The organism is Halanaerobium saccharolyticum (genome assembly GCF_004362045.1).
In the GTDB taxonomy this organism is placed as follows: Bacteria; Bacillota; Halanaerobiia; order Halanaerobiales; family Halanaerobiaceae; genus Halanaerobium; species Halanaerobium saccharolyticum_C.
Window position 1 is genome coordinate 1 of the sequence record NZ_SNWX01000035.1, and the last position, 22,162, is coordinate 22,162.

The 22,162-nt window shown below is 36.0% G+C and carries 24 protein-coding genes; 22 read left to right on the forward strand and 2 right to left on the reverse strand.

What is annotated here, in order from left to right:
• The 8 genes from DFR79_RS14395 to DFR79_RS14430 all read left to right on the forward strand — a co-directional run.
• On the forward strand, positions 1-960 hold a 960-nt coding region (locus tag DFR79_RS14395), incomplete at its 5' end, for an AAA family ATPase (RefSeq protein ID WP_208107559.1).
• Between the two features lie 73 nt (positions 961-1,033).
• A complete protein-coding gene (locus DFR79_RS14400) occupies positions 1,034-2,593 on the forward strand; it encodes an AAA-like domain-containing protein (protein WP_208107560.1) in 1,560 nt (519 codons plus the stop codon).
• Between the two features lie 341 nt (positions 2,594-2,934).
• Complete coding sequence (locus DFR79_RS14405) at positions 2,935-3,351, forward strand: DUF3179 domain-containing (seleno)protein (protein WP_133516166.1); 417 nt, start codon at positions 2,935-2,937, stop codon at positions 3,349-3,351.
• 168 nt (positions 3,352-3,519) lie between these two features.
• Positions 3,520-5,094: an IS21 family transposase gene (istA, locus tag DFR79_RS14410; RefSeq protein WP_133516167.1), complete on the forward strand. Its 1,575-nt coding sequence runs from the start codon at positions 3,520-3,522 to the stop codon at positions 5,092-5,094.
• Between the two features lie 14 nt (positions 5,095-5,108).
• Positions 5,109-5,864 (forward strand): IS21-like element helper ATPase IstB, encoded by a 756-nt coding sequence (gene istB, locus DFR79_RS14415; RefSeq protein WP_133516168.1) that lies wholly within the window; start codon positions 5,109-5,111, stop codon positions 5,862-5,864.
• A 53-nt stretch (positions 5,865-5,917) separates the two neighbouring features.
• Positions 5,918-6,223 carry a DUF3179 domain-containing (seleno)protein gene (locus DFR79_RS14420; protein WP_279512896.1) on the forward strand — a complete coding sequence of 102 codons (306 nt, stop codon included), beginning with the start codon at positions 5,918-5,920 and terminating at the stop codon, positions 6,221-6,223.
• Between the two features lie 204 nt (positions 6,224-6,427).
• The gene (locus DFR79_RS14425; RefSeq protein ID WP_166638071.1) at positions 6,428-6,790 is read left to right on the forward strand and encodes a plastocyanin/azurin family copper-binding protein; all 363 of its coding nucleotides are present in this window, start codon (positions 6,428-6,430) and stop codon (positions 6,788-6,790) included.
• 1 nt (position 6,791) lies between these two features.
• A complete protein-coding gene (locus DFR79_RS14430) occupies positions 6,792-7,259 on the forward strand; it encodes a hypothetical protein (RefSeq protein WP_133516171.1) in 468 nt (155 codons plus the stop codon).
• 86 nt (positions 7,260-7,345) lie between these two features.
• Here the strand turns inward: DFR79_RS14430 and merR are convergent, their stop codons facing one another.
• Positions 7,346-7,735, reverse strand: coding sequence for an Hg(II)-responsive transcriptional regulator (gene merR, locus DFR79_RS14435; protein WP_208107561.1), 390 nt, complete (start codon positions 7,733-7,735; stop codon positions 7,346-7,348).
• A 150-nt stretch (positions 7,736-7,885) separates the two neighbouring features.
• Here merR and DFR79_RS14440 point away from each other — a divergent pair, with 150 nt between their 5' ends.
• The 14 genes from DFR79_RS14440 to DFR79_RS14510 all read left to right on the forward strand — a co-directional run bounded on the left by DFR79_RS14440 (position 7,886) and on the right by DFR79_RS14510 (position 20,192).
• Positions 7,886-8,311 (forward strand): (2Fe-2S)-binding protein, encoded by a 426-nt coding sequence (locus DFR79_RS14440; RefSeq protein WP_133516173.1) that lies wholly within the window; start codon positions 7,886-7,888, stop codon positions 8,309-8,311.
• A gap of 54 nt (positions 8,312-8,365) precedes the next feature.
• Entirely contained in the window at positions 8,366-9,712 is a 1,347-nt protein-coding gene (locus DFR79_RS14445; RefSeq protein ID WP_133516174.1) for a dihydrolipoyl dehydrogenase family protein, read from the forward strand.
• Between the two features lie 152 nt (positions 9,713-9,864).
• On the forward strand, positions 9,865-10,611 hold the full coding sequence (locus DFR79_RS14450; RefSeq protein ID WP_133516175.1) for a flavodoxin family protein: 747 nt from the start codon (positions 9,865-9,867) through the stop codon (positions 10,609-10,611).
• A gap of 29 nt (positions 10,612-10,640) precedes the next feature.
• Positions 10,641-12,179, forward strand: coding sequence for an ABC transporter substrate-binding protein (locus DFR79_RS14455; RefSeq protein WP_133516176.1), 1,539 nt, complete (start codon positions 10,641-10,643; stop codon positions 12,177-12,179).
• Positions 12,180-12,276: 97 nt separating this feature from the next.
• Positions 12,277-13,215 carry an ABC transporter permease gene (locus DFR79_RS14460; RefSeq protein WP_133516177.1) on the forward strand — a complete coding sequence of 313 codons (939 nt, stop codon included), beginning with the start codon at positions 12,277-12,279 and terminating at the stop codon, positions 13,213-13,215.
• A gap of 17 nt (positions 13,216-13,232) precedes the next feature.
• Positions 13,233-14,108: an ABC transporter permease gene (locus DFR79_RS14465; protein WP_133516178.1), complete on the forward strand. Its 876-nt coding sequence runs from the start codon at positions 13,233-13,235 to the stop codon at positions 14,106-14,108.
• Between the two features lie 6 nt (positions 14,109-14,114).
• Positions 14,115-15,089: an ABC transporter ATP-binding protein gene (locus DFR79_RS14470; protein WP_133516179.1), complete on the forward strand. Its 975-nt coding sequence runs from the start codon at positions 14,115-14,117 to the stop codon at positions 15,087-15,089.
• Between the two features lie 12 nt (positions 15,090-15,101).
• Positions 15,102-16,082: an ABC transporter ATP-binding protein gene (locus tag DFR79_RS14475; RefSeq protein WP_133516180.1), complete on the forward strand. Its 981-nt coding sequence runs from the start codon at positions 15,102-15,104 to the stop codon at positions 16,080-16,082.
• Between the two features lie 32 nt (positions 16,083-16,114).
• On the forward strand, positions 16,115-16,534 hold the full coding sequence (locus DFR79_RS14480; protein WP_133516181.1) for an RrF2 family transcriptional regulator: 420 nt from the start codon (positions 16,115-16,117) through the stop codon (positions 16,532-16,534).
• A gap of 4 nt (positions 16,535-16,538) precedes the next feature.
• Positions 16,539-17,726, forward strand: coding sequence for a glutaredoxin 3 (gene grxC, locus DFR79_RS14485; protein WP_133516182.1), 1,188 nt, complete (start codon positions 16,539-16,541; stop codon positions 17,724-17,726).
• A 186-nt stretch (positions 17,727-17,912) separates the two neighbouring features.
• Positions 17,913-18,470 carry a peroxidase-related enzyme gene (locus DFR79_RS16500; protein ID WP_347814042.1) on the forward strand — a complete coding sequence of 186 codons (558 nt, stop codon included), beginning with the start codon at positions 17,913-17,915 and terminating at the stop codon, positions 18,468-18,470.
• Positions 18,471-18,520: 50 nt separating this feature from the next.
• Positions 18,521-19,153, forward strand: coding sequence for a peroxiredoxin-like family protein (locus DFR79_RS14500; RefSeq protein ID WP_133516185.1), 633 nt, complete (start codon positions 18,521-18,523; stop codon positions 19,151-19,153).
• Positions 19,154-19,179: 26 nt separating this feature from the next.
• Complete coding sequence (locus tag DFR79_RS14505; protein WP_133516186.1) at positions 19,180-19,818, forward strand: flavodoxin family protein; 639 nt, start codon at positions 19,180-19,182, stop codon at positions 19,816-19,818.
• A 29-nt stretch (positions 19,819-19,847) separates the two neighbouring features.
• Positions 19,848-20,192 (forward strand): DsrE family protein, encoded by a 345-nt coding sequence (locus DFR79_RS14510; protein ID WP_133516187.1) that lies wholly within the window; start codon positions 19,848-19,850, stop codon positions 20,190-20,192.
• Positions 20,193-20,246: 54 nt separating this feature from the next.
• Here the strand turns inward: DFR79_RS14510 and DFR79_RS14515 are convergent, their stop codons facing one another.
• Positions 20,247-22,040 carry an alpha-amylase family glycosyl hydrolase gene (locus DFR79_RS14515; protein WP_133516195.1) on the reverse strand — a complete coding sequence of 598 codons (1,794 nt, stop codon included), beginning with the start codon at positions 22,038-22,040 and terminating at the stop codon, positions 20,247-20,249.
• Positions 22,041-22,162: the final 122 nt, after the last annotated feature.

The following is a 22,162-nucleotide window of genomic DNA, read 5'->3' on the forward strand; positions in this document are numbered from 1 at the left end:
ATAATAACTCAAAACCTTGATGAGAAGGAGCAGTTGTTAAGTCCCCAGAAGAATTACAATTTGCTCACTAAAAACAATAAAGATGCTAAAGTGGATCTTAAAGTGGCTAAAGAGCTTGCGAAGAAGGAACAAACATCTTTTATTTTTTCTAGTGAGATGGATCATATTTATAAGGGGAATAAAGCCTTTAACGAATTTGCTGAGATTATAATGGAGATTAAACAGTATGCTCGTATGAACCTGTTTGTGATCAGAAATTCTCGTTCAGGTATGATCAATGCCAATCTAATTATATCTTTCTGTTTTCAGCTTAGTGATTCAGAGAGAATAGAAGAGGGAGATCTGGCAATAGCTCTGTCTGAGCAGACAACAGTTCCTGAGCGGGTCCTCTCTACTGTCAAAAATGTTATCGGGAACTTAAACATTGTCTTAAAAGAGATAATACCTGAGCTAACAATTAAAATTAAAGAGTATGGAGAAGAATTGGATGAGAACAGTGATCCAGTCATAAAAATAGAGCTGCTGGCAGAAAGAGGAGAGATAAAGATTCCTCTGAGATATGAATCAGATGGAATTAAAAAGATTATATCTATCTTGAGTGCAATGATTGCGATGTATAATAAGCCCGGTATTTGTCTGGCTGTGGACGAACTTGATGCTGGTATATTTGAATATCTTTTAGGTGAAATTCTGGAAATCATTCAGGATAGAGCTAAGGGACAGCTGGTCTTTACTTCTCATAACTTAAGACCACTGGAGAAACTGAATAAAGAGTCACTGATTTTTACAACTACTAATCCTAAGAATCGATACATTAGATTTACCAATGTAAAGGAAACAAATAATTTAAGAAGCTTTTATTATCGTGGAATTAAGTTAGGTGGACAGGATGAAGAGGTTTATGAGAGGACTGATAAATTTAGAATTGCTAGAGCTTTCAAGATAGATCAAATTCAATGACTGCTTTGATTTAATTAAGTTATCTACTGTGGTATAATTAAAATAACTTGAAGCCAAAAATGAGGTGAATCTGATGAAAGAATTTAACACTACAGGTGTCTGTATTCCCGAAAAACATTATATAGCTGATGTAAGCAAAAAGATTACAGAAATTGAAAAAATGGTTGAAGAGGGTAAGTATTTTACTATTAATAAACCTCGTCAATCTGGAAAAACAACAATTTTATATTTATTAAAAAAGCGACTGGAAAAGAAAGGTTATAGAGTCATTAGTATTACTTTTGAAGATTTTGATCAGGATATATTTAGAAGTATTAATACTTTTTCAAAAGAATTTCTTTTGACTATCAGAGATCGTTTTGAATTTAGTGGAGATTCTAAATTTGTTGAATTAATTGAGGAAAAAGTAGATAATATTAATAATTTTAAGGAACTTTCACGTTTTATCACCACAATGATAAGAAAAAGTAATAAAGATATCGTTTTAATGATTGATGAAGTCGATAAAAGTAGTAACAATCAGCTTTTTTTAGATTTTCTTGGTATGTTAAGAAGCAAATATCTTTTTGAGCAGCAAAATCAGGATTTAACTTTTAAGAGTGTGATTTTAGCAGGAGTACATGATGTAAAAAATCTTAAACTTAAATTAAGATCTGATCAAGAACATAAATATAATAGCCCCTGGAATATTGCAAGTGAGTTTAAAGTGGATTTTGAGCTGGAAGTAGATCAAATAGCTTCAATGTTAAAAGAGTATAAAGAAGAAAGAAATATGGAATTTTCAATAGAATATTTTGCTGAAAAAATATACTATTATACTTCAGGTCATCCTTTTCTGGTCAGTAAGCTGGCAGAAATAGTTGACAGCGAAATTCTTGTAGATGATGAAAAGAAATGGCAGAAGAATTATCTTGATAAGGCAGTAAAAATTATTCTTCAGAAGAATTTGCCTAATTTTGATACATTAATAAAAAATATAGAAAATAATAGTGATTTAGAAGAAATGTGTGTAGATTTAATAGTAGATGGAAGAAAAATCACTTATAATCTCGATAATCCAACAATAGAAAAAGGAGAGCTTTACGGTATTTTCAAAAATGATGATGGCAGCTTACAAATTCATAATAGAATCTATGAGCAGCGAATTTATAACTATTTGATATCAAAAATAGAGAATTCAATGGAAAGTGATGCTTTTGATTTCAGAGATAGCTTTATAGATAATGGTCAGCTGAATCTAAAAGCAGTACTGGAGCGTTTTCAGGTTTTCATAAAAGAACAATATAGTGATCGGGATAGAGATTTTTTAGAAAGAAATGGGCGCTTGATTTTTCTTGCTTTTTTAAAGCCAATCATCAATGGTAAAGGATTTGATTTCAAAGAAGTACAGATTTCTCAAGAAAAAAGACTTGATGTAGTAATAACTTATCTTGAACAGAAATATATAGTGGAATTAAAAATCTGGCGGGGAGCAGAATATCACCAGAAGGGATTACAGCAGCTGGCTGAGTATTTGGAAAGTCAGAATATGGATCAGGGTTATCTTTTGAGTTTTAATTTTAATCAGAATAAGGAATATAAGGATGAAGAGCTAGAAGTTGATAATAAAAAAATCTTTGCTTACTGGGTTTAAATAATATGGTGTCCCCTAATAATATAGTTGTAAAATACTGTATATTTTACTGCGGTATTTAACGGTGGCTGAAGCTCACTGCGGTGAAATCACGGTGGAAAATAGAATAAAATTAGCATCTCAATTAGAGATGATTTACCCTCAGGGAAACTTCATTTGTTCAGTAAAAGTGGAGCTTTTCTGGGGGTTTTTGTATAAGCTAAGATTAGTATTTTATATTTAGTTCTAATGATAAACTTAAAACAGAAAAAGTGTTAAAACCTTTCGCACATATTTTTGAAGAATGTTATTTAGATAAAGTTTTATTATAGCCTAACAGGAGTATACTATGGACATAGGAGGTGGTTATAATAAAAAAGTTAATTTATTTATCAATATTCATTCTTGTTTTAACACTTACCCTGATTGGAAGTTTACAGGCTCAAGATCAGAATAAAATTGAACTGCTGGCAGATAATATTGTAAGCGGTGGTCCGGCTCCAGACGATATACCTCCCCTGGAAACTCCTAAATATATTTCTATAGAAGCAGCTAACACTTATCTGGACTCTGAAGATGCAGTTTTTGTGCTTGAAACAGAAGGTGAAGTTTTTGTATATCCCCAGCGAATTATGGTCTGGCATGAGATTGTTAACGAGGAAATTGTAGGAGAGAAGATGAGTATAACTTACTGTCCCTTAACGGGTTCAGCTATTGGTTATTATGGCAAAATTAACGACGAGGAGACAACGTTAGGCACTTCTGGTAAGCTTGTGTAGATGATAAAATAGATTTTACAAAAACGACAAATAAGATTTTACGGATATTGCTAGATAATGTAAATCCCAAGATTTTGAGTTGGTAAATATGTTAAATTAATCCAGTACCATAATCTGCTCTTTTAGGATATAATATTCTTTAAATAATCCTAAAAGGGGGCGGAAATATTGAGTAAAGAAGATGGATACAAAGTGCATATAGAAATCCCACAGTTAAAAGAACTGGGGTTCAATAAATCCCAGATTGCAAGAAAGCTTAAAATTAGTCGGCCAACACTCAATAAATACTATGATTTATCACTGAAAGAAATTGAAGAAATAATTGAATCAATGAATACCAGAGCTAAAAAGGCAAATGAATATCACGATGTAATCTTAAACTGGCTTAAAAAACATCCTGACATTCTATCATCTGTAATATATGATAAGATTGAAGAACTGGCTCAGGGTTATCCTGGATTTACTGAGGGTACTCTCAGAAACTACATCAGATATTTAAGAAAAAAACATGATATTCCCAGATCAAAACACACCAGAGACTATGAGGCAGTTGAAGATCCACCAATGGGACAGCAGATGCAGGTTGATATGGGTGAAAAATGGGTCTACAAAGCAGATGAAATAACAAGAGTGAAACTCTACCTAATAGCTTTTGTGCTCTCCAATTCTCGCTACAAGTATGTAGAATGGTTTGATAGACCATTAACTACATCTGATGTAGTAGCAGCTCATGAAAATGCTTTTCAATACTTTGAAGGAATACCAGAGGAGGCGGTCTATGACCAGGATAGTTTAATACTGTACAGTGAAAACTATGGTGATTTAATCTACACTCACCAGTTTGCTTCCTACAGGCTCGAAAGAAAATTTAGAGTATATATGTGTCGTACTGCTGATCCAGAATCAAAGGGCCGTATTGAAAATGTAGTCGGTTATGCTAAAAATAACTTTGCAGCTCACAGAACTTTTATCAATTTAGAGAAGTGGAATGAGGATTGTCTTAAGTGGCTTGAACGCCGTGCCAACGGTAAAAAACACGGCACAACGAAAAAAATACCAGCCCAGGTATTCTCCGTAGAAAAGAAATACCTGAAGCCAGTATCTGAAAAAATTAAAACTAATTCTTCTGACTTAAGTATAACCTATCAGGTGAGAAAAGACAATACCATTCCGATAAAAGGTAACAGATATTCTGTTCCCTTAGGTACCTACCAGGGACCTAAAAGCTATGTTAAAGTGCTTGAAGACAATGATAAATACCTGATATATGATTTTGAAAGTACAGCTAAACTGGCAGAACATAAGATATTTAAAACTAAGGGTAATCTTTCTAAAAATAGTGATCACAGCAGAAAGAAAACTGATAATATTGATAAACTGATAGAAAAGATAGTTTCTCTCTTTCCTGATACTGATAAAGCCAGTAAATTCTTAATCAGAATCAGAAAAGAAAAACCTAGATATATCAGAGATCAACTCCAGGTAATCGATAAATCTTTAGAAGCTAAAGAGCCTGAAACTATTGCTAAAGCACTGGAATACTGTATCGGTAACAAACTCTACAGTGCCAGTGATTTTAGAGATGTTATCAACTTTTACGATAAAGAAAAAATTAAAATTGAAGATGATAACATTTTACTGGTAGCTGATAATATAGCCTTAAATGAAAAAGATAAAGCTAAACTTGCTGCTAAACCAGCAGTAAGAGACCTTGATGTGTATCAAAAGATATTCGACTCTTAAAACTGGAGGTATAAATGACAACCACAATTGCAAATCTAAAAGATAAATTTAAAGTTTTAAAGTTAAAAAACGCCTCTGAAAATATATCAAAAATCATATCTCACGCTGTTGAAAACGACTTCTCTAGTGAGAAACTGATTGAGTATATACTGGATCAGGAAATTGAAGGACGAGAAGCAGCAAGACTGGAAAAATACTTAAAACAGGCTGCATTCCCAGAGTATAAACCTCTGTCTGAGTTTAATCTTGAAGAACAGCAGACTCTATCTAAAAAACAGTTTAATCAGCTTAAAGAACTCTCCTGGCTTGAGCGGGGCTACAATATAGTCCTGCTCGGACCTACAGGGGTAGGTAAAACTTCTTTAAGCATAGGATTAGGTATTCATGCCATTAACGAAGGCTACAAAGTGATTTTTGCAGCAATCAGTGATTTAATCTACTGGCTTAAAACTGCTGAGATGATTAGAACTTCTAAGACTAAACTCAATAGAGTTTTAAAGTGTGATCTTCTAATTATCGATGACATTATGTTTATGGCCATGGAAAAACAGGAATCAAACCTCTTTTTCCAGCTGATAAACAAATTGTATGGTCAGACTTCAATTATTATCACTTCGAATAAAGGACCAACAGACTGGGGTGAATTATTAGGTGATCAGGCTATTACAGCTGCAATCTTAGATCGCATAATTCATAAGTGCGAAATCATCAATTTAGATGGCGATAGCTACAGATTGACTCACAGAGAAACCATTTTTGGAAAATCTTAGGTGTAAAATCTTATTTATCAAAAGTGTAAAATCTTATTTGACATTCACAGCTTGTGAACAGCAATCTGATCATGTACGATAGAGCAAGCGAGAGTTATTGGCCTCAGATCTTTGGCACAGCAATTACCGAGCCTGCTAAAGGTGAGAGACTGGAAAGATTTCCTGTGATCTGGAGTAAATGGAAATTAGTTCAGGCTAAATATGATCAGGCTCAGGTTTTATCTACAGAAACTGGATACAGTAGAGATTATAATCGAGATCCATATGGTTCCTACAGAGAGAACGAAGAAGATGCGGATAATTATTATACCAACGCAGTTTGGATACGGTTAAGGTTTTTGTTAAAGAAGATGAGTTAATAGAAGTGGTTGTTTATGATGTTATGTGGTTTGCATGGCACGCTTATTTTCCAGAAGCAATAGAGAATCTTGTTCGTTGAATTTAGTTAGATTATTATTAGAACGATAAATGTGAAAGAAGGAATTGATATGAGATCAACTAAGAAGAGAGTTCACTTAAATTTAACATTGTTTTTCCTGCTGATTATAGGGGGAATATTGATAATGAGCGGATCTGTATACGCTGAAGAAGATATGACTGCTGAAGAAAATATAAAGGTTATAGAGGTGGATACACTAAATTTTGTTTTTGATCCAGAAATTATAAGATTAAACCCTGGAGAAAAAGTGAAGTTTATTGTGAGTAATCCCAGTTCGGCTTTCCACACCTTTACTATCTACCATTCTAAAAGTGAAAGAAAAAATCCGATAGTTAATATTTCTCTCAGCAGTGGAGACGAAAAAACAGAAACAGTGACAATGCCGGATGAAGAAAAAATTCTTTATTTAGTCTGTCTACCCCACGAAGGAATTGGCATGGTAGGACAGGTAATAGTTGGGAATCCAGAAGTAGAGGAGGAAAGTTAAAATGAGAACTAAACATTTATTTTTAAGTTCTTTCTTGGTTTTTGCCCTTGCAGTTATGGTGTTTTCTGGTACAGTTGGTGCCCAGGGATCAATTACAGATTGGCAGTGGTCAGATGAATGGCCTGTATCTCCACCCCTGCCGGATCATCTATGGCTAGATATTGGAGGAGGACGAGCTCTATTTCTTCATTATGATCGACCTATCAATGAAGATGGAGCTGAACTGCTTTATGTAGGTGATGCTATTCGTGGTCGTTTTACCGCTAAATCTCAACCAGAAATACCTGGGTTTGTTCATTTCCATCAATTTAAAGCTGAATCACCAGAAGGTGGTCATGGTGGTGACCCGGGAGCTGAAGATTACTGGCTCAGACATATTGCTGTACGAAAAATGGAAATGCCCTGGGGTGAGGTTGAACCAGGTGTAGACTTTAATTTTATGGTTACCCCAGCCCCTGAAGTCGAATAAAAGATTCAGTTGATTGATACTTTTGGAGATGATTTACCCTCAGAGAGTCCTCATTTGTTAGTAAATAATGGAGTTTTTTGGGGGCTTTATTTGTTAATAATATCTATTATTGGACAATTATCACTATCTTTTGCTTCAATACAGTCATCAGTTAGATCTACTAATATATTTTTCATTTGTTCTAAGTCCTTAATCTTATCTTCTATTAATGTTATTTTTTCTTCGGCCATAATTCTCACTTCATGACATGCAGATTTTGAATTTGCCTTTAAAGATAGTAATTCTGATATTTCTTTTAGGGAGAACCCTAATTTTTGAGCTGACTTAATAAACTTAAGGCGTTTCAGGTCCTTTGATGAGTATTGTCTGTACCCGGAGCTGTTTCTTGGAGGTTCAGGAATTAGTTTTTCCCGTTCATAATAGCGAACTGTTTCAACATTTACTCCAGCTTTTTTGGCTAATTTACCAGTAGTCATTTTCTTGATTTTAATCACCCTTCCTTTTTTTAAACTCTTATATCTCAAAAAGATTAACATATTGAAGAAAAAAATCATTAATGCCTTAACTCTGTACCATACTACATAGTTTATAATGAAAGTATAACATTTTAAGGGGAGGAAAGACAAATGGAAGAGATATTATGTCCAGACTGCGGAACAAAAGGAAAAAAAGTTAATATAGTAACAGTAAAAAGCCTGGTTGAGAAAAAAGTTAAAGATAATGCCTCTTATCAAATATGCTTAAATTCTGATTGCGAAACTGTCTATTTCATTAGTTCTGGAACGATTTTCTACAGCAGAGAAGATTTAAAGATAGCCGTCTGGTATAAAGATTCAGAAGATGATAAGGTTCCAATCTGCTATTGTTCTAATTTAACTAGAGGAGAAATAAAGGAAGCAGTAGATAAAGGTTATACAACTGCTGCTGAAATCAGAAAATATACCGGGAAATCAATTACAGGGAATTGTTTAACTGAAAATCCAGCCAGTCAGTGCTGTCATCAGACTTTGACTAAAGAGATAGCTAGATATTATAATAAAGATAATATCTAGATGTTAAATAGTAGCAAATTAAATTTTGAACACTCAATAAGGAGGAGATTATTTATGAAAAATTACGATCTATTTGTTATTGGTTCAGGGATGGCGGGGATGAGTATTGCTCAGAAAGCAGCGGCTAAAGGTCTAAAGGTAGCTATTACTGATGAACTACCATATGGTGGAACCTGTGCTCTTCGGGGCTGTGATCCAAAAAAGGTATTAATTGGCCCGACTGAGGTTCACTACCATGCTGATCATCTTTTGGGTAAAGGAATTAACCAGGTGCCTGAAATAAATTGGGAAGATGTGATGGAATTTAAGCAGAAATTTGTAGATGAAATGCCACCGAAGATCGAGGCCGGTTATGAGAACAAGGGAATAGCTATGTATCATGAAAATGCTCGTTTTCTCTCTGAAGACACTCTTCAGGTTGGGCAGGAAAAGATCAGAGCTGATAAAATTGCGATTGCTACCGGTGCTAAACCGAGAGAACTTGATTTTCCAGGAGCAGAGTATGCGCAGACCAGCACAGACTTTCTTAATATGAAGGAAATGCCGGAGTCTCTACTTTTTATTGGAGGTGGCTATATTGCCTTTGAATTTGCTCATATAGCTGCTCGCTGTGGTGCTGAAGTGACAATTGTCCACCGCAGTCAAGCTCCATTGAAAAACTTTGAGCAGGATATTGTTGACCACCTGGTTAAGGCCACTGAAGAACTGGGAATTAATCTCGTTCTGGAGACAGAAGTCTGCGGGATAGAGAAGTTAGAACAGGGTTATCAAGTAAAAGGAGAAACCAACGAAGAATTTGAATTTTTTGAGGCGGAAATGGTGATTAATTCAGCCGGAAGACCTCCTAAAATCTTTGATCTGGATTTAGAAAAAGCTAATATCTCTTATACTAAAAAAGGAATTGAAGTTAATGAGTATCTTCAGAGCACAACTAATCCCAGAGTTTATGCTGCAGGAGATGCCGCTGACTCTCCCGGACTACCTCTGACCCCTGTTGGAGTTCTGGAAGGATATACAGCTGCCAGTAATATAATTAAAGCAGAGCAAAAAATAGTGGAGTATCCACCTATGCCAACAGTAGTTTTTACTCTACCTACAATGGCTTCAGTAGGTTTAACTGAAGCTGCAGCGAAAGCAGGAGGCTATAATTACCGTGTTAATTATAAAGAGGCTGAAAATTGGTTTAATGCACGCCGACTGCAGGTGCCTGAGTATGCTTTTAAAACTATTATAGATAAAGAAACTGAGACAGTTTTAGGTGCTCATTTAATTGGCCCAAATGCTGAAGAGACAATTAATCTGTTTGCAATGTTTATAAAAACTGAAATTCCAGTAACAGAAATCAAAAAAATGATATTCTCTTATCCAACTTTAGCTTCCGATATTTCTTATATGCTGTAAATGATGCGGTTTTAACTGGTAACTGAATCAGATAAAATTGAGTAATCAACTTAAGATTTAGAATTTCGCTTGTAAACTTCTTATCAATATATTATAATTAGTTTAACATAAACGCGGACAACTAACATCTAAGTTAAAGAGGAGGCCGAAAAATGGAGTTAAATGAAAAACAAATTAGGTTATGTGAAGAAAATAGCGAAGATTTTTCTGATTTAAAGGCTTTATTTATTAACTGTACTCTAAAAAAATCCCCAAAGACCTCAAATACAAGAGGCTTAATGGATGTAGCAAAGGCCATTATGGAAAAGAATGAGGTTGAGGTTGAAGTGGTGAGAGCAGTTGATTATGAGATTGCTCCCGGAGTCTGGCCAGATATGACCAAAAAGGGTCTGGAAAAGGATGACTGGCCTCAGATATTTGAAAAAGTTATGGCAGCAGATATTTTGATTTTAGGTACTCCAATCTGGCTGGGAGAAAAATCTTCAGTCTGTCAGCGGGTGATAGAGAGATTATATGGGCAGTCAGGAGAATTAAATGATAAAGGACAGTATGCCTATTATGGAAGAGCAGGAGGCTGTATAGTTACTGGAAATGAAGATGGAATTAAACACTGTGGGATGGGAATTTTATATTCTCTGCAGCATCTCGGTTTTACAATTCCTCCTCAGGCAGATGCAGGCTGGATTGGCGCAGCTGGACCGGGACCTTCTTATTTAGATGAGAATTCAGGTGGACCGGAAAATGATTTTACCCAGAGAAATACAACCTTTATGACCTGGAATTTAATGCATCTGGCTAAGATGCTTAAAGAAAACAATGGAATTACTGCTTACGGAAATCAGCGCAGTGCCTGGGATGCAGGCTGCAGCTTTGATCACCCAAATCCAGAATACAGATAATTGTTGAGAAGTCTTTTAAGGAGGTCAAAATGTTAAAAAATAAATATATATATCTATTAATAATTACTGTTTTATTTTTAACTCTTCTAACTAACCCGGCAGCTGCTCAGGATGATAGTTTAAACATAGCCATTCCTGGTCGGGCTCAAACACTTGATCCAGCCTATCTGCAGCGGGTTTTATCTGACTGGCCGGTTATGAATTCAGTTTTCAATGGCCTGGTTAAATATAAGCCGGGAACATTTGAGGTAGTACCTGACCTGGCAGAAGAATGGGAGATTTCGGAGGATAACACAGAAATTACTTTTTGGCTGAAAGAAGGAATAGAGTTTCATAAAGGTTACGGAGAATTTACTGCTGAAGATGTTAAATTTTCTTTTGAAAGAATAATCGCCGAAGATGCAAATTCACCAGAGGCACAGTCATTTATTAATCTTGAGCAAGTAGAGATTATTGATCAGTATACAGTGAAATTGATCCTGAGTGAGCCAATGGGAAGGCTTTTTACTTCAACCCTGCCCTTTAATGCAGGTCTAATTGTCAGTAAAAAGGCAGTTGAAGAGATGGGTAGAGAAGAATTTGCCAGTAATCCGATTGGTACTGGCCCCTATGTTTTTGAAGAATGGGATGTCAACAATAATATAAGACTCAGTAAAAATGAAGATTATTTTGAAGCAGAGGCGGAATATGGAGAAGTAGTATTTATGCCGATGTCTGATCCTACATCTCAGGAGCTGGCTTTACAGTCAGGAGAGATCGATATTGGACAGCTTACTCTTGATAATTTTGATCAGATAAGTCAGATGGAAGAGTTTGAAGCTAAAATTTATCCAGATCTGGCAATCCAGTATGTTGCGTTCAATACCAGTAAGGCGCCCTTAAATAATAAAAAATTAAGGGAAGCCTTAAGATATATAATTAATCCTGAAGAAATTCTGGTCGGTGCCTTTGCCGGCAAGGCAGAAAGAGCCTATTCAATTTTGCTTGAAGATATGACCGGTTACTGGAAGGCTCCTGATTTTAAGCTGGAAGAAGTAGGAGAAGATTATGTCTGGAATCTGCTGGCAGAAGCAGGTTATCCAGAAGGAGAAGGACTTGAGCTGGAATATGTTACAGATGCAACAGAAGAAAGAAGAATGATTGGAGCGTTAATTCAGGATCAGTTATCACGTTTTAATATTGACCTAAATGTTAAAGCTATGGAAGTTGGTCCCAAAATAGAACGCTGGCAGGAAGGTAGTTATGATATCACCTATGCCAGATTTACTAATACTGTTGACCCGGGTTATAATTTTCAGTGGAATTTGAGTGAACAGGTTGGGAAATGGAATCTATTCCACTGGTCAAATGAAGAATATGATAGGCTCTGGCAGGAAGCTGAAACTACTCTGGACAGCAATCTAAGAGCTGATAATTATGAGAAAATGCAGCAGCTGATGAATGATGACTCAATTGGAATCTGGGTTACCCATGGTGTTAAAACACCTGCCTGGACTACTGAAGTAGATCCTGTATTTTCTCCTGACGGAGTAATTTTACCCTGGTTAATCACCAGCAGTGAAAAATAGAAATTAAAAAAACCTGAATCTGAATTAAAATATTTGGGTTCAGGTTTTATTCAAAATATCTTCATTTTTTGAAATTTGAAAGCTGGAGGATTAGCATATGTTTATCTATATCACAAAACGCCTCTTATGGGTGATTCCAACTATTCTTACAGTCTTATTAATTTTATTCAGCCTCAGTTATTTACTGCCTGGAGATCCAGCGGATATTATACTTGGACCGAGGGCTACTCCAGAAATGGCGGAGGAACTAAACAGACGCCTGGGGCTTGATAAACCATGGTACCAGAGTTATCTAATCTATTTAAAGAATATTATTAAAGGAGATCTCGGCACCTCAATATTTAGAGACCGCTCAGTTTTAACGGTTATCTTAGATGTTCTGCCCTATACAGTTATTTTAACCCTGGCCGGAATGGGACTGGCTGTTTTTAATGGAATTTCTATTGGCCTCCTGGCAGCAAACTATAATAACAGTTATTTTGAAAAGTTTTTAACTATGGTTTCATTTATCACTGCTTCAACTCCAACCTATATTGCCGGGGTATTATTAATAGTTGTTTTTTCAGTTAATTTTAATCTAATACCTTCTATTGGGATTGGTGAAGGGGGATTTTTAAGCAGTCTGCACCATTTAATTGGACCGGCTCTGGCTCTTTCGATTGGCTGGACCGGCTATATTGCCCGCTTAACCAGAAGTTCAATGCTGGAAACCCTGGATCAGGAGTTTATTCAGACTGAAAAATCATTTGGTATTCCCCGCTATTATATTCTCTACAAATATGCTTTAAAAAAAGCAATTAAACCTATCATTGCAGTAATTGGACTTGGTATCGGTAGGCTGCTTGGGGGAGCAGTTTTTGTGGAAGTGATTTTTAATCGTCCCGGGCTGGGAAGATTAATCGTTAATTCAGTCAATGAGCGTGATCTGCCAATGGTGAGGGGCGGAGTTTTAGCAGCAGCACTTTTATTTGTAATTGCAAATTTAATTGCAGATATTTCATATGCCTATTTTGATCCCAGAATAAAACAAAAATAATCAGCTGGAGGTTTATCATGTTTAAGAGCCAGAAATTTTTCCGCTTCAAAAAAAAGAGCATTAGAGTAATTAAAATAATGGGCAATGATTATAAAGCCTATCTTGGTGGAATAATTATCATGCTGATTCTAGTTTCAGCTATTTTTGCACCCCTGATTGCTCCTGCTGACCCCTATAAAACCAATGTGACTAAAAGGTTGGAGGGACCGAGCTTTGAAAATCTGCTGGGTACTGACAGCCTGGGCAGGGATATTTTGAGCCGCTTAATATATGCAGCCCGTCCGGCAGTTTTGGTTTCTTTTGGTGGGATAATTATATCAGTGATCATTGGAATAATTCTGGGTCTACTGGCAGCCTATGTTGGCGGAATTCTGGAGAGTATAATTTTATTTATCTTTGATGTAATCAGGGCATTTCCCCCTATTATACTAATATTAGTTCTACTTTCTATAATTGGCCCTTCATTATTAAGTGTAATAGTTATTCTTGGAGTGACTATTATGCCCCGTTATGGGAGAGTGGTCAGGGCAGAAACTCTCTCTGAAAAGGAAGAGGACTTTGTTGAAGCGGCTAGATCACTAGGAGCAGATAACTCTCGTATAATTTTTAAGCATATTCTCCCCAATATATTTGCATCAGTACTGGTTTTGAGTGGGATGGATATGGCTTCAATGATCATGTGGGAAGCAGGACTTTCTTTTCTGGGTCTGGGCCTACAGCCTCCTTTAAGCAGCTGGGGAGTAATGCTGCAGGAGTCATATCAGTATATTCAGACTGCTCCTTTAATGATAGTCTGGCCATCTCTGGCAATTATGCTGACCATGCTTGGATTTTCAACCTTTGCTGAGAGTCTGCGGGTGGCTTTAAATCCAAAATTAAACCAGGAGGTATAAGTTCTTATGCCCGATAAAATCTTAAAGATAAATGATTTAGCAGTTGAATATAGAAATAAAGGGAAATATTTAAGGGTACTGCAGGATATAAATCTGGAACTTGACAATGGTGAGATCCTGGCTCTGGTTGGGGAAAGTGGTTCTGGTAAGTCTACTTTAGGAAAAACAATTCTAAGATTACTGCCAGATTCAGCCAGAATAGCAGAGGGCAGTATATTTTTTAAGGGCAAAGACATCTGCAATTTATCCGAAAAGGATTTTAATGATCAGATTCGAGGTCAGGAAATGGCAATGGTTATTCAGAATCCTCAGAATGCCCTCAATCCCGTCTTTAAAGTAGGGACTCAAATTCTTGACGTATTGTATTTTAAGTCAAAAAAACAAAAAAGTAGAAAAGAACTAAAAAAAGAAGCAGTTGAAATTTTAAAGAAAGTTGGTATCTCAGATCCAGAATACAGATTTGACGAATACCCACATCAGTTTAGTGGGGGCATGAAGCAGCGGGTAATGCTGGCCATGGCTTTTATCTCCAATCCATCACTTTTGATTGCAGATGAGCCGACAACAGCACTTGACCTGACAGTAGAAGCTCAAATTCTAAATTTATTATCCAAGCTGGTGGAGGAATACAAAACCTCGATACTTTATATCAGCCACGATCTGGGAGTTGTTGCCGGTTTAAGTGACAGGATTGCAGTGATGTATGCCGGACGGATAGTTGAAGTTGCTCAGACCAAAGAATTATTTGCTGAGCCCAATCATCCCTATACAGAGGCACTTTTAAAATGTCTGCCGGATTATAAAAAAACAGAAGAGCTGCTGACTATTCCCGGACAGGTTCCTGATCCTGGTAATTATCCAGTCGGCTGTAATTTTCATCCCCGCTGCAGCTACAGTTTTGACCGCTGCCGGAAAGAGGATCCAGTCCTTAAAGAAATAATCCCCAATCATTTTTCAGCCTGTTTTTTAAATGACAGTTAAGGAGATATAAAAATGGCTTTAGTTGAGGTTAAAAATTTAAAAAAATATTTTGTCAATAATGATGGTTTTTTATATAAATTAGCCAAAAAAGGTCCGATTAAGGTTAAAGCGGTTGATGATGTTAGTTTTAAGATTGAAAAAGAAGATACTCTGGCTGTGGTAGGGGAAAGCGGCTGTGGTAAGACAACTGTGGCCCGCTCTGTTTTGAGATTAATTGAGCCGACAGCTGGAGAAATACTTTATAGAGGCAGGTCAATAAATAATTTTGATAAAAAAGAGCTGAAAGCTTTTAGATCAGATGCTCAGATGATTCTTCAGGACCCCAAATCCTCTTTAAATCCTCGTTTTATTGTAGAAGAGATTGTTTCGGAACCATTATATATTCATGATCAGATTGCAGATGACTTTAATTTACTGGATCGTGTCTGGGAGCTGCTGGATATGGTTGGACTTTCTAAAAGATATTCCGAACTTTTTCCCCACGAATTAAGTGGAGGTCAGGCCCGGAGAGTTGGAATTGCGAGAGCCCTTGCCTTACAGCCTGAATTTATAGTCTGTGATGAACCAACTTCTGGCCTTGATATTTCGATTATGTCAGCTATTTTAAATTTGATGAAAAAACTGCAGCAGGAATATCAGCTGACCTACCTCTGGATATCTCATAATTTACATGAGGTCAGATATATCAGTAATAAAGTGGCGGTAATGTATCTTGGTAAAATAGTTGAAATCTCAGATACAGACACAATTTTCAATAATTCAGTTCATCCCTATACAGAAGCCTTATTTTCTTCTTTAAGAGGAATTAATGATGACTGGAATTATAAAGAGCGTGAGATAATACAGGGAGAGGTGCCAAGTCCAATTAATCCACCCTCCGGCTGCAGTTTTCATCCCCGCTGTAAATATAGTTTTGATAAATGCAAAAAAATAGAACCGGAGCTTAAAGCAGTAGAGGCAGGCCATTTAACTTCCTGTCACTTATATAATTAGAATTAAAGTAAAAAAGGAGATATTCAAAACAGATGAAAACTTCAAGGAAAACAGATTATGCAGTTCATGCCTTAATGATTTTAGCAAGAAATAAAAAAGAAGAACTCTCTGTTAAAGAACTGGCAGATAGGGGAAACGTATCTTCATCTTATCTGGCAAAGGTTATGCAGAAGTTGTCAGCAGCTGGAATTGTTAGTTCTGCTGAGGGGAAAAAGGGGGGATATACTTTAGCTAAAGATGCAGAAAAAATCAACCTGGCTCAGATAATGGAACTTTTTGAAGCTAAAGATAATGTATTCGAATGTGTTGATGAAATCCGCAGCTGTAAAATTAAAGATTGGTGTAAAATACATCATGTATTTGCTCATGCTTATCATAAAATGCTGGCCGAACTTGAACAGACAACTATTAAAGATATTATTAATCCTGAAATAAAAAAAGAAAGGGTTTGATCTGATGAATAAGCCAAAGATTGAAATCTATACCAAAACCTGGTGTCCTTACTGTAGAAGAGCAAAGGCGATGCTGAAAAGCCTGGGGCTTGATTATACTGATTATGATATTACCGATAATGAAAAGCTGCAGCAGGAGATGGTGGAGCGGAGCGGTAAAAAAACTATCCCACAGATTTTTATAAATGATGAAAAAATTGGCGGCTATGATGATTTAATTGAGCTTGTCAGTTCGGGTGGACTTGATGAGATGACTGAATTCGATAGACCAAACTGCACTGAAAAAGACTGGGATCTGGCTGTAATTGGAGCCGGACCGGCCGGAATGACTGCTGCAGTTTATGCGGCTAGAAAAGGCTTAAAAGTTCTAATGGTAGCCAGAGATATTGGAGGTCAGGTGCTGGAAACTGACACCATCGATAATTATCTACCGGAATATGGAACCTCAGGCCCGGATCTAATGCAGAATTTTTTAAAACACCTTAGAAACTATAATATAGACACTCTTTTTGGAGAGGAAATTACAGATATTAATCCTCAGGCAAAAGGACATATTCTGCTTACAAAAAGTGATAAAAAAATTAAGACGAGAGCTGTTTTAATAGCTGCTGGAACTAAAAAGAGACAGCTTGGAATTCCAGGAGAACATCAGTTAAAAGATAAGGGTGTAAGTTACTGTGCTACCTGTGATGGCTATATTTATGAAAATCAGCCGGTTGCTGTAGTTGGTGGAGGTAATTCTGGGCTGGAGGCAGCTCTGGATATGGCAAAAATTGCAACTGAAGTTTATTTAATTATTAGAGGAGAACAGCTTTCAGGTGATAAAAGTCTGCAGGATAAGGTAAATAACTCAGAAAAAATAGAGGTTTGTAAATCATACCAGACAACTGAGATTCAAGGTGAACAGAAAGTTGAATCTATAAGAATTAAAAATCTTAATACAGGTAAAGAACGGGAACTTAATGTTAAAGCATTCTTTATCGAAATTGGTCTAATACCAAATACCGGCTTTGTTTGTGAGCATCTAGATATTAATCAGGGTAATGAGATTATTATTAACGAAAATAATCAGACAAGCATTGAAGGTATTTTTGCTGCTGGAGATGTAACCGACATTAAAGATAAACAGATTATTGTTTCTGCCGCAGAAGGTGCTAAGGCTGCCTTAAGAGCCAATGAATATTTGAGTTAAAGTAATAATTGTACTGCGAAAAGTAGGTATCTAGAGCTAGTTTTATTAGTCTATAAGCTTTTCGCCGTATATTAACTTAGTCAGGTAAAAATTTTAGCTAAAACTCGGATAACTCAACTCCGGGTTAGGTGGCAAATTATCATTACAGTTACAGTATAGAAAATAATACTAATGGAGGCGATCAAAATGGCATGGATAGATATGGTAGATGAAGATAAGGCAGAAGGTAAATTAGCTAAACTTTATGATAAATTAACTCGATCAGGTAAAAATGAGGTGGCACATGTTTTAAAAGTTCAATCTTTAAGTCCTGACCTTTTAGAAGACCATCTTAAGATCTATAAGACTATTATGTTTGGCAGATCAAATATTTCTCGCAGGCAGAGAGAAATGATAGCTACAGTTGTCTCTGACGTCAATGAATGTCATTACTGAATAACACATCATGGAGCGGCGCTCCAAAAGTTGATCAGAGATGATGAGCAGGCAGATAAAATATTAAGTGGTATTTTAGATGATTATAAATCAGCACCAATTAGTGAAAAAGAAAAGGAAATGCTTGATTATGCTGTTAAATTAACTAAAAAACCAGCCTCAGTGAAAAAGGAGGATCTTGATAGATTAAGAGAATTTGAGCTTAGTGATAGAGATATTCTTGATTTAAATCAGGTAGTTTCTTATTTTAATTATGTTAATAGAACAGCTGATGGCCTGGGAATAGAACTGGAAGCTGAACATAAATAGAGGATTGAACATATAATATATCAAAACAATTAAAAAATGGAGGTTAATTTATGATTAAAAATTTACAGGAAGAATTAAATCGACTTGGCGAAAATAATGAAACACCTGAAGCAATTCAGCAAAAGATTGCAAAAGCCAATCAAGAACTTGAAGAATCAGGTGAAGTTGATGGTCTAAATGTTGGAGATCAGGCACCAGATTTTAAATTAAAAAATCATCTTGGTAAAGAAATTTCTCTAGTAGAAAAATTAGAAGAAGGGCCGGTAGTTCTAGTATTTTATCGTGGTGGCTGGTGCCCCTACTGTAATCTGCAGTTAAAAGCCTATCAACAGGCACTGCCTGAAATTAAAGAAAAAGGTGCGCAGTTAATTGCTGTTAGTCCGCAGACACCAGATAACACCCTAAATCAGAAGGAAAAAGAAGAACTAGACTTTGAACTTTTAAGTGATCAGAATGGAGAAACTGCAGCTGATTATGAAGTATTATTTAAAGTTCCAGCTGCTGTTAAAGAAGTATACCAGGGCTTTGGGCTTGATATTGCAGAGTATAATGGACTTGATGAGTGGATTTTACCTGTGCCCGCAGTCTATATTATTAATCAGGAAGGGAAAATAGAATTTGTCGATCTGAATGTAGATTACACAACTCGGACAGAACCCCAGACAATTATTAATAATTTGTAAGTTAAACAAATAGGAGGAGTGATAAATTGATCTTAGGTATTAGCGGCAGTGGTAGAGCTAATGGTACTACTTCAGATGTGATTAAATATATTTTAGAGCAGTCAGGCCAGGAATATGAGTATGTTTCTCTGGCCGGCAAAAAAATCAATGGTTGTATCGGCTGTACCAGATGTGCTGCAGACAGCTTCTGTAAAGTTGAGGATGACTGGCAGGAAATCGGACATAAAATGCTTAAGGCAGATGCAATTATTTTTGGAGCTCCTGATTATTATGATACTCTTAATGCCCTTGCACATGCCTGTTTGGAGCGGACATACTGTTTTAGACATCTGGAAAAATATAAACTAGCTGGTAAATTGGGAGTAGGAATTGCAGTTGATGGTCCAGAAATTAATTCTGGGGTAATCAAATACATTAAGAGGGTAATGGATTCAAATCAGATGGCGATCATGGACACATTTCAAGTTGAAGGATACTCTCAGTGTTTTAGCTGTGGTTATGGAATTGATTGTGCATCTGGAACAGTAGTTGATCGACACGGCTTTTTAGATGAAATAGAAGAAAAGCATCTACCTTCAAAATTTAAGGAGCAGAAAGACAAAAAACTTAAAGCCTACAAAATTGCTAAAACACTTGGCTCAATTTTAGAAGAACGAAAAAATTAAATTATTATTACTATAAGGAGTTGAATAAAATGGCAGCTGAAGATAGTTTAGTTATTTTATGGACAAGTGGAGATAAGGAAGTAGCTAAAAAAATGGTTTTTATGTACACAATTAATGCTAAAAAAAGAGAATGGTGGCAGGATATTAAATTTATAGTCTGGGGCCCATCCTCAAAATTATTAAGTGAGGATCAGGAACTGCAGGAACAGATTAAAGATTTCATTGAGGCAGGAATTAAAGTTGAAGCCTGTCAGGCCTGTGCTGATCAATATGGTGTTGCAGATGATTTAGCAGAACTGGGCATTGAAGTTAAATATATGGGAGAACCTTTAACTGATTATCTTAAAAGTGAAAGCAAAGTTATGACATTTTAATCAGTAATAAGTCCCGGCAAATTAGCCGGGACTATAAAATATATGCTAAGTTAATTATAATGACTTGTAGATAACCCTGCCTTTAGCAGCTAAATTAATTTTCAGACAGTTATTCCCCTGAGCTCCTTTAATTACTTCAATATCTTTGCCTATTTGTTGTTGATCTGATGAATAAAGGCAGACAAACTTATCACCTAAATTATGGAGCTCATTATCTACAATAACTTTTGAATTTTGTTCCCTATCTAACTCACAATTTATAGCTAAAAGAAGTTCTTCCTGGCTGAGTATGCGAGACCAGGCTATGATTTCTGTACAGCGGCCTCCATTTGCAGTTGGAAGATGGAAATTTTCATTTTTACTGTTAGAAATCTCTCTTAAATACTGACGTCCAATTCTCAAGTTAATATATTTTTTTCTGAGTTTGGCCAGTTTTTTCATTTCCTGATAAATTGGATTTTTCTGGTCAAAAAAACTTCTGTTATGGGTTCTAAAAGCCCCAAAATCACCGCCAAACATGGCTTCTCTGATATATTTATCATTATCACCACTGCCATCAAATCCCTGTTCAGTCCCATAATAAACACAGGGAATACCGGCTGTGAAGAAGTTAAGGAAGATTGCATTTTTCAGCAGGGGTGCTGTTTTTTTATCTGCGGCAAATCTTTCTTTGGACTGCTGCTGATAGACCATATCATGATCATCAAACATGGTAATTACATTTTTGTGATACCACTGGTGCTGTCCTTCATTAAGCAGACTGGAATTAGTAAAAATAGAAAAATAGTTTTCAGCTGAATAATATCCTTTAGCGACATTTTCAAGATTTTCTGGTATTTTATTGATTCCTAAAGCTGCATTGAGTCCTGTTTGCTCACAGACCATTTTTGCGAATTCCATACCGCCGGTAATTTCACCAATGATATAGAAATTCTTTTTGCCTAATGTCTGAGCAAATTCTTTGATTTCAGCTGTGAAATAGCGGGTTGCCCCTGGACTTAAATGTTTGACTGTATCCAGTCTAAAACCATCTAAATCTGCATATGCTATCCAGTATTTATAACAGTCAGTCATTGTTTTTAAGGCTTTCGAAGCCTGATAGTTATTCAAATTTCCCTGACCGGTATTAATTTTTTTCAAAGAGAAAAAGTCTCCTTCTCTATATTCAGGGTCATTATCCCAGTTTCTGATATATCCCCTGCGGTTAAATGTATCTAAATCAAATAATTCTTGGGGCCAGATTCCACCATCAGGATAGTTTTTCTCATAATCAGGATTTGTGGGGTCAACAGAAGGCTGTCCTTTACTATCTCTAAAAGCTTGAACTTCATAAGGCTCACCTGTATAAACAGGAGCTTCATTTAGATATTCAAAAACATCACCAGAATGATTTATAATCACATCAAGCATAATATAGATTCCTCTGGAGTGGGCTTTTTCTACCAGTTCTTTTAAGTCATCTTTATTACCGAAGTGAGGATCAATCTCCAAAAAATTTTGGATCCCATATCCATGATAATTCTTGGAGAAAACAGGTTGTTTTAAAATCGGACTGATCCAGAGAACGCTAACCCCCAGTTCGTCTAAGTAATCAAGTTTTTTAGTTATTCCTTTTAATGTACCACCAATCCAATCTTCACCATTTTGACGCCACTGGTTTTTGCTTTCTTCATCCAGGAGAGCATTTTCATAGTCCCTGTCCTGGTCATAAAGAGGGTAATCTTCTTCACCGGCAAATCTGTCTACCAGTAAAAAGTAAAATATCTGTTCATCCCAGGCTTCAGGAGATTTTGTGAACTTCTTATTTCCCTTTAATTTATTTAAATTGAGTTCTTTAATACTTTTCATAACTTTGCTCACCAGCCTTTATATAAATATTTTCTTTAATTATATCAAAATTTTGAATATTAATAAAGAAATGGGCTTTTTTTGTCAACTCATCAGATCAGTACAGTAGATAACTGTTAAAA

Bases quoted from the DNA above. Each gene is read 5' to 3' on its own strand.
- DFR79_RS14400 (WP_208107560.1), top strand. From the start codon at position 1,034: ATGAAAGAATTTAACACTACAGGTGTCTGTATTCCCGAAAAACATTAT.
- istB (WP_133516168.1), top strand. From the start codon at position 5,109: ATGACAACCACAATTGCAAATCTAAAAGATAAATTTAAAGTTTTAAAG.
- DFR79_RS14425 (WP_166638071.1), top strand. From the start codon at position 6,428: ATGAGCGGATCTGTATACGCTGAAGAAGATATGACTGCTGAAGAAAAT.
- DFR79_RS14430 (WP_133516171.1), top strand. From the start codon at position 6,792: ATGAGAACTAAACATTTATTTTTAAGTTCTTTCTTGGTTTTTGCCCTT.
- merR (WP_208107561.1), bottom strand. From the start codon at position 7,735: ATGACTACTGGTAAATTAGCCAAAAAAGCTGGAGTAAATGTTGAAACA.
- DFR79_RS14440 (WP_133516173.1), top strand. From the start codon at position 7,886: ATGGAAGAGATATTATGTCCAGACTGCGGAACAAAAGGAAAAAAAGTT.
- DFR79_RS14445 (WP_133516174.1), top strand. From the start codon at position 8,366: ATGAAAAATTACGATCTATTTGTTATTGGTTCAGGGATGGCGGGGATG.
- DFR79_RS14450 (WP_133516175.1), top strand. From the start codon at position 9,865: ATGGAGTTAAATGAAAAACAAATTAGGTTATGTGAAGAAAATAGCGAA.
- DFR79_RS14455 (WP_133516176.1), top strand. From the start codon at position 10,641: ATGTTAAAAAATAAATATATATATCTATTAATAATTACTGTTTTATTT.
- DFR79_RS14460 (WP_133516177.1), top strand. From the start codon at position 12,277: ATGTTTATCTATATCACAAAACGCCTCTTATGGGTGATTCCAACTATT.
- DFR79_RS14465 (WP_133516178.1), top strand. From the start codon at position 13,233: ATGTTTAAGAGCCAGAAATTTTTCCGCTTCAAAAAAAAGAGCATTAGA.
- DFR79_RS14470 (WP_133516179.1), top strand. From the start codon at position 14,115: ATGCCCGATAAAATCTTAAAGATAAATGATTTAGCAGTTGAATATAGA.
- DFR79_RS14475 (WP_133516180.1), top strand. From the start codon at position 15,102: ATGGCTTTAGTTGAGGTTAAAAATTTAAAAAAATATTTTGTCAATAAT.
- DFR79_RS14480 (WP_133516181.1), top strand. From the start codon at position 16,115: ATGAAAACTTCAAGGAAAACAGATTATGCAGTTCATGCCTTAATGATT.
- grxC (WP_133516182.1), top strand. From the start codon at position 16,539: ATGAATAAGCCAAAGATTGAAATCTATACCAAAACCTGGTGTCCTTAC.
- DFR79_RS14500 (WP_133516185.1), top strand. From the start codon at position 18,521: ATGATTAAAAATTTACAGGAAGAATTAAATCGACTTGGCGAAAATAAT.
- DFR79_RS14510 (WP_133516187.1), top strand. From the start codon at position 19,848: ATGGCAGCTGAAGATAGTTTAGTTATTTTATGGACAAGTGGAGATAAG.
- DFR79_RS14515 (WP_133516195.1), bottom strand. From the start codon at position 22,040: ATGAAAAGTATTAAAGAACTCAATTTAAATAAATTAAAGGGAAATAAG.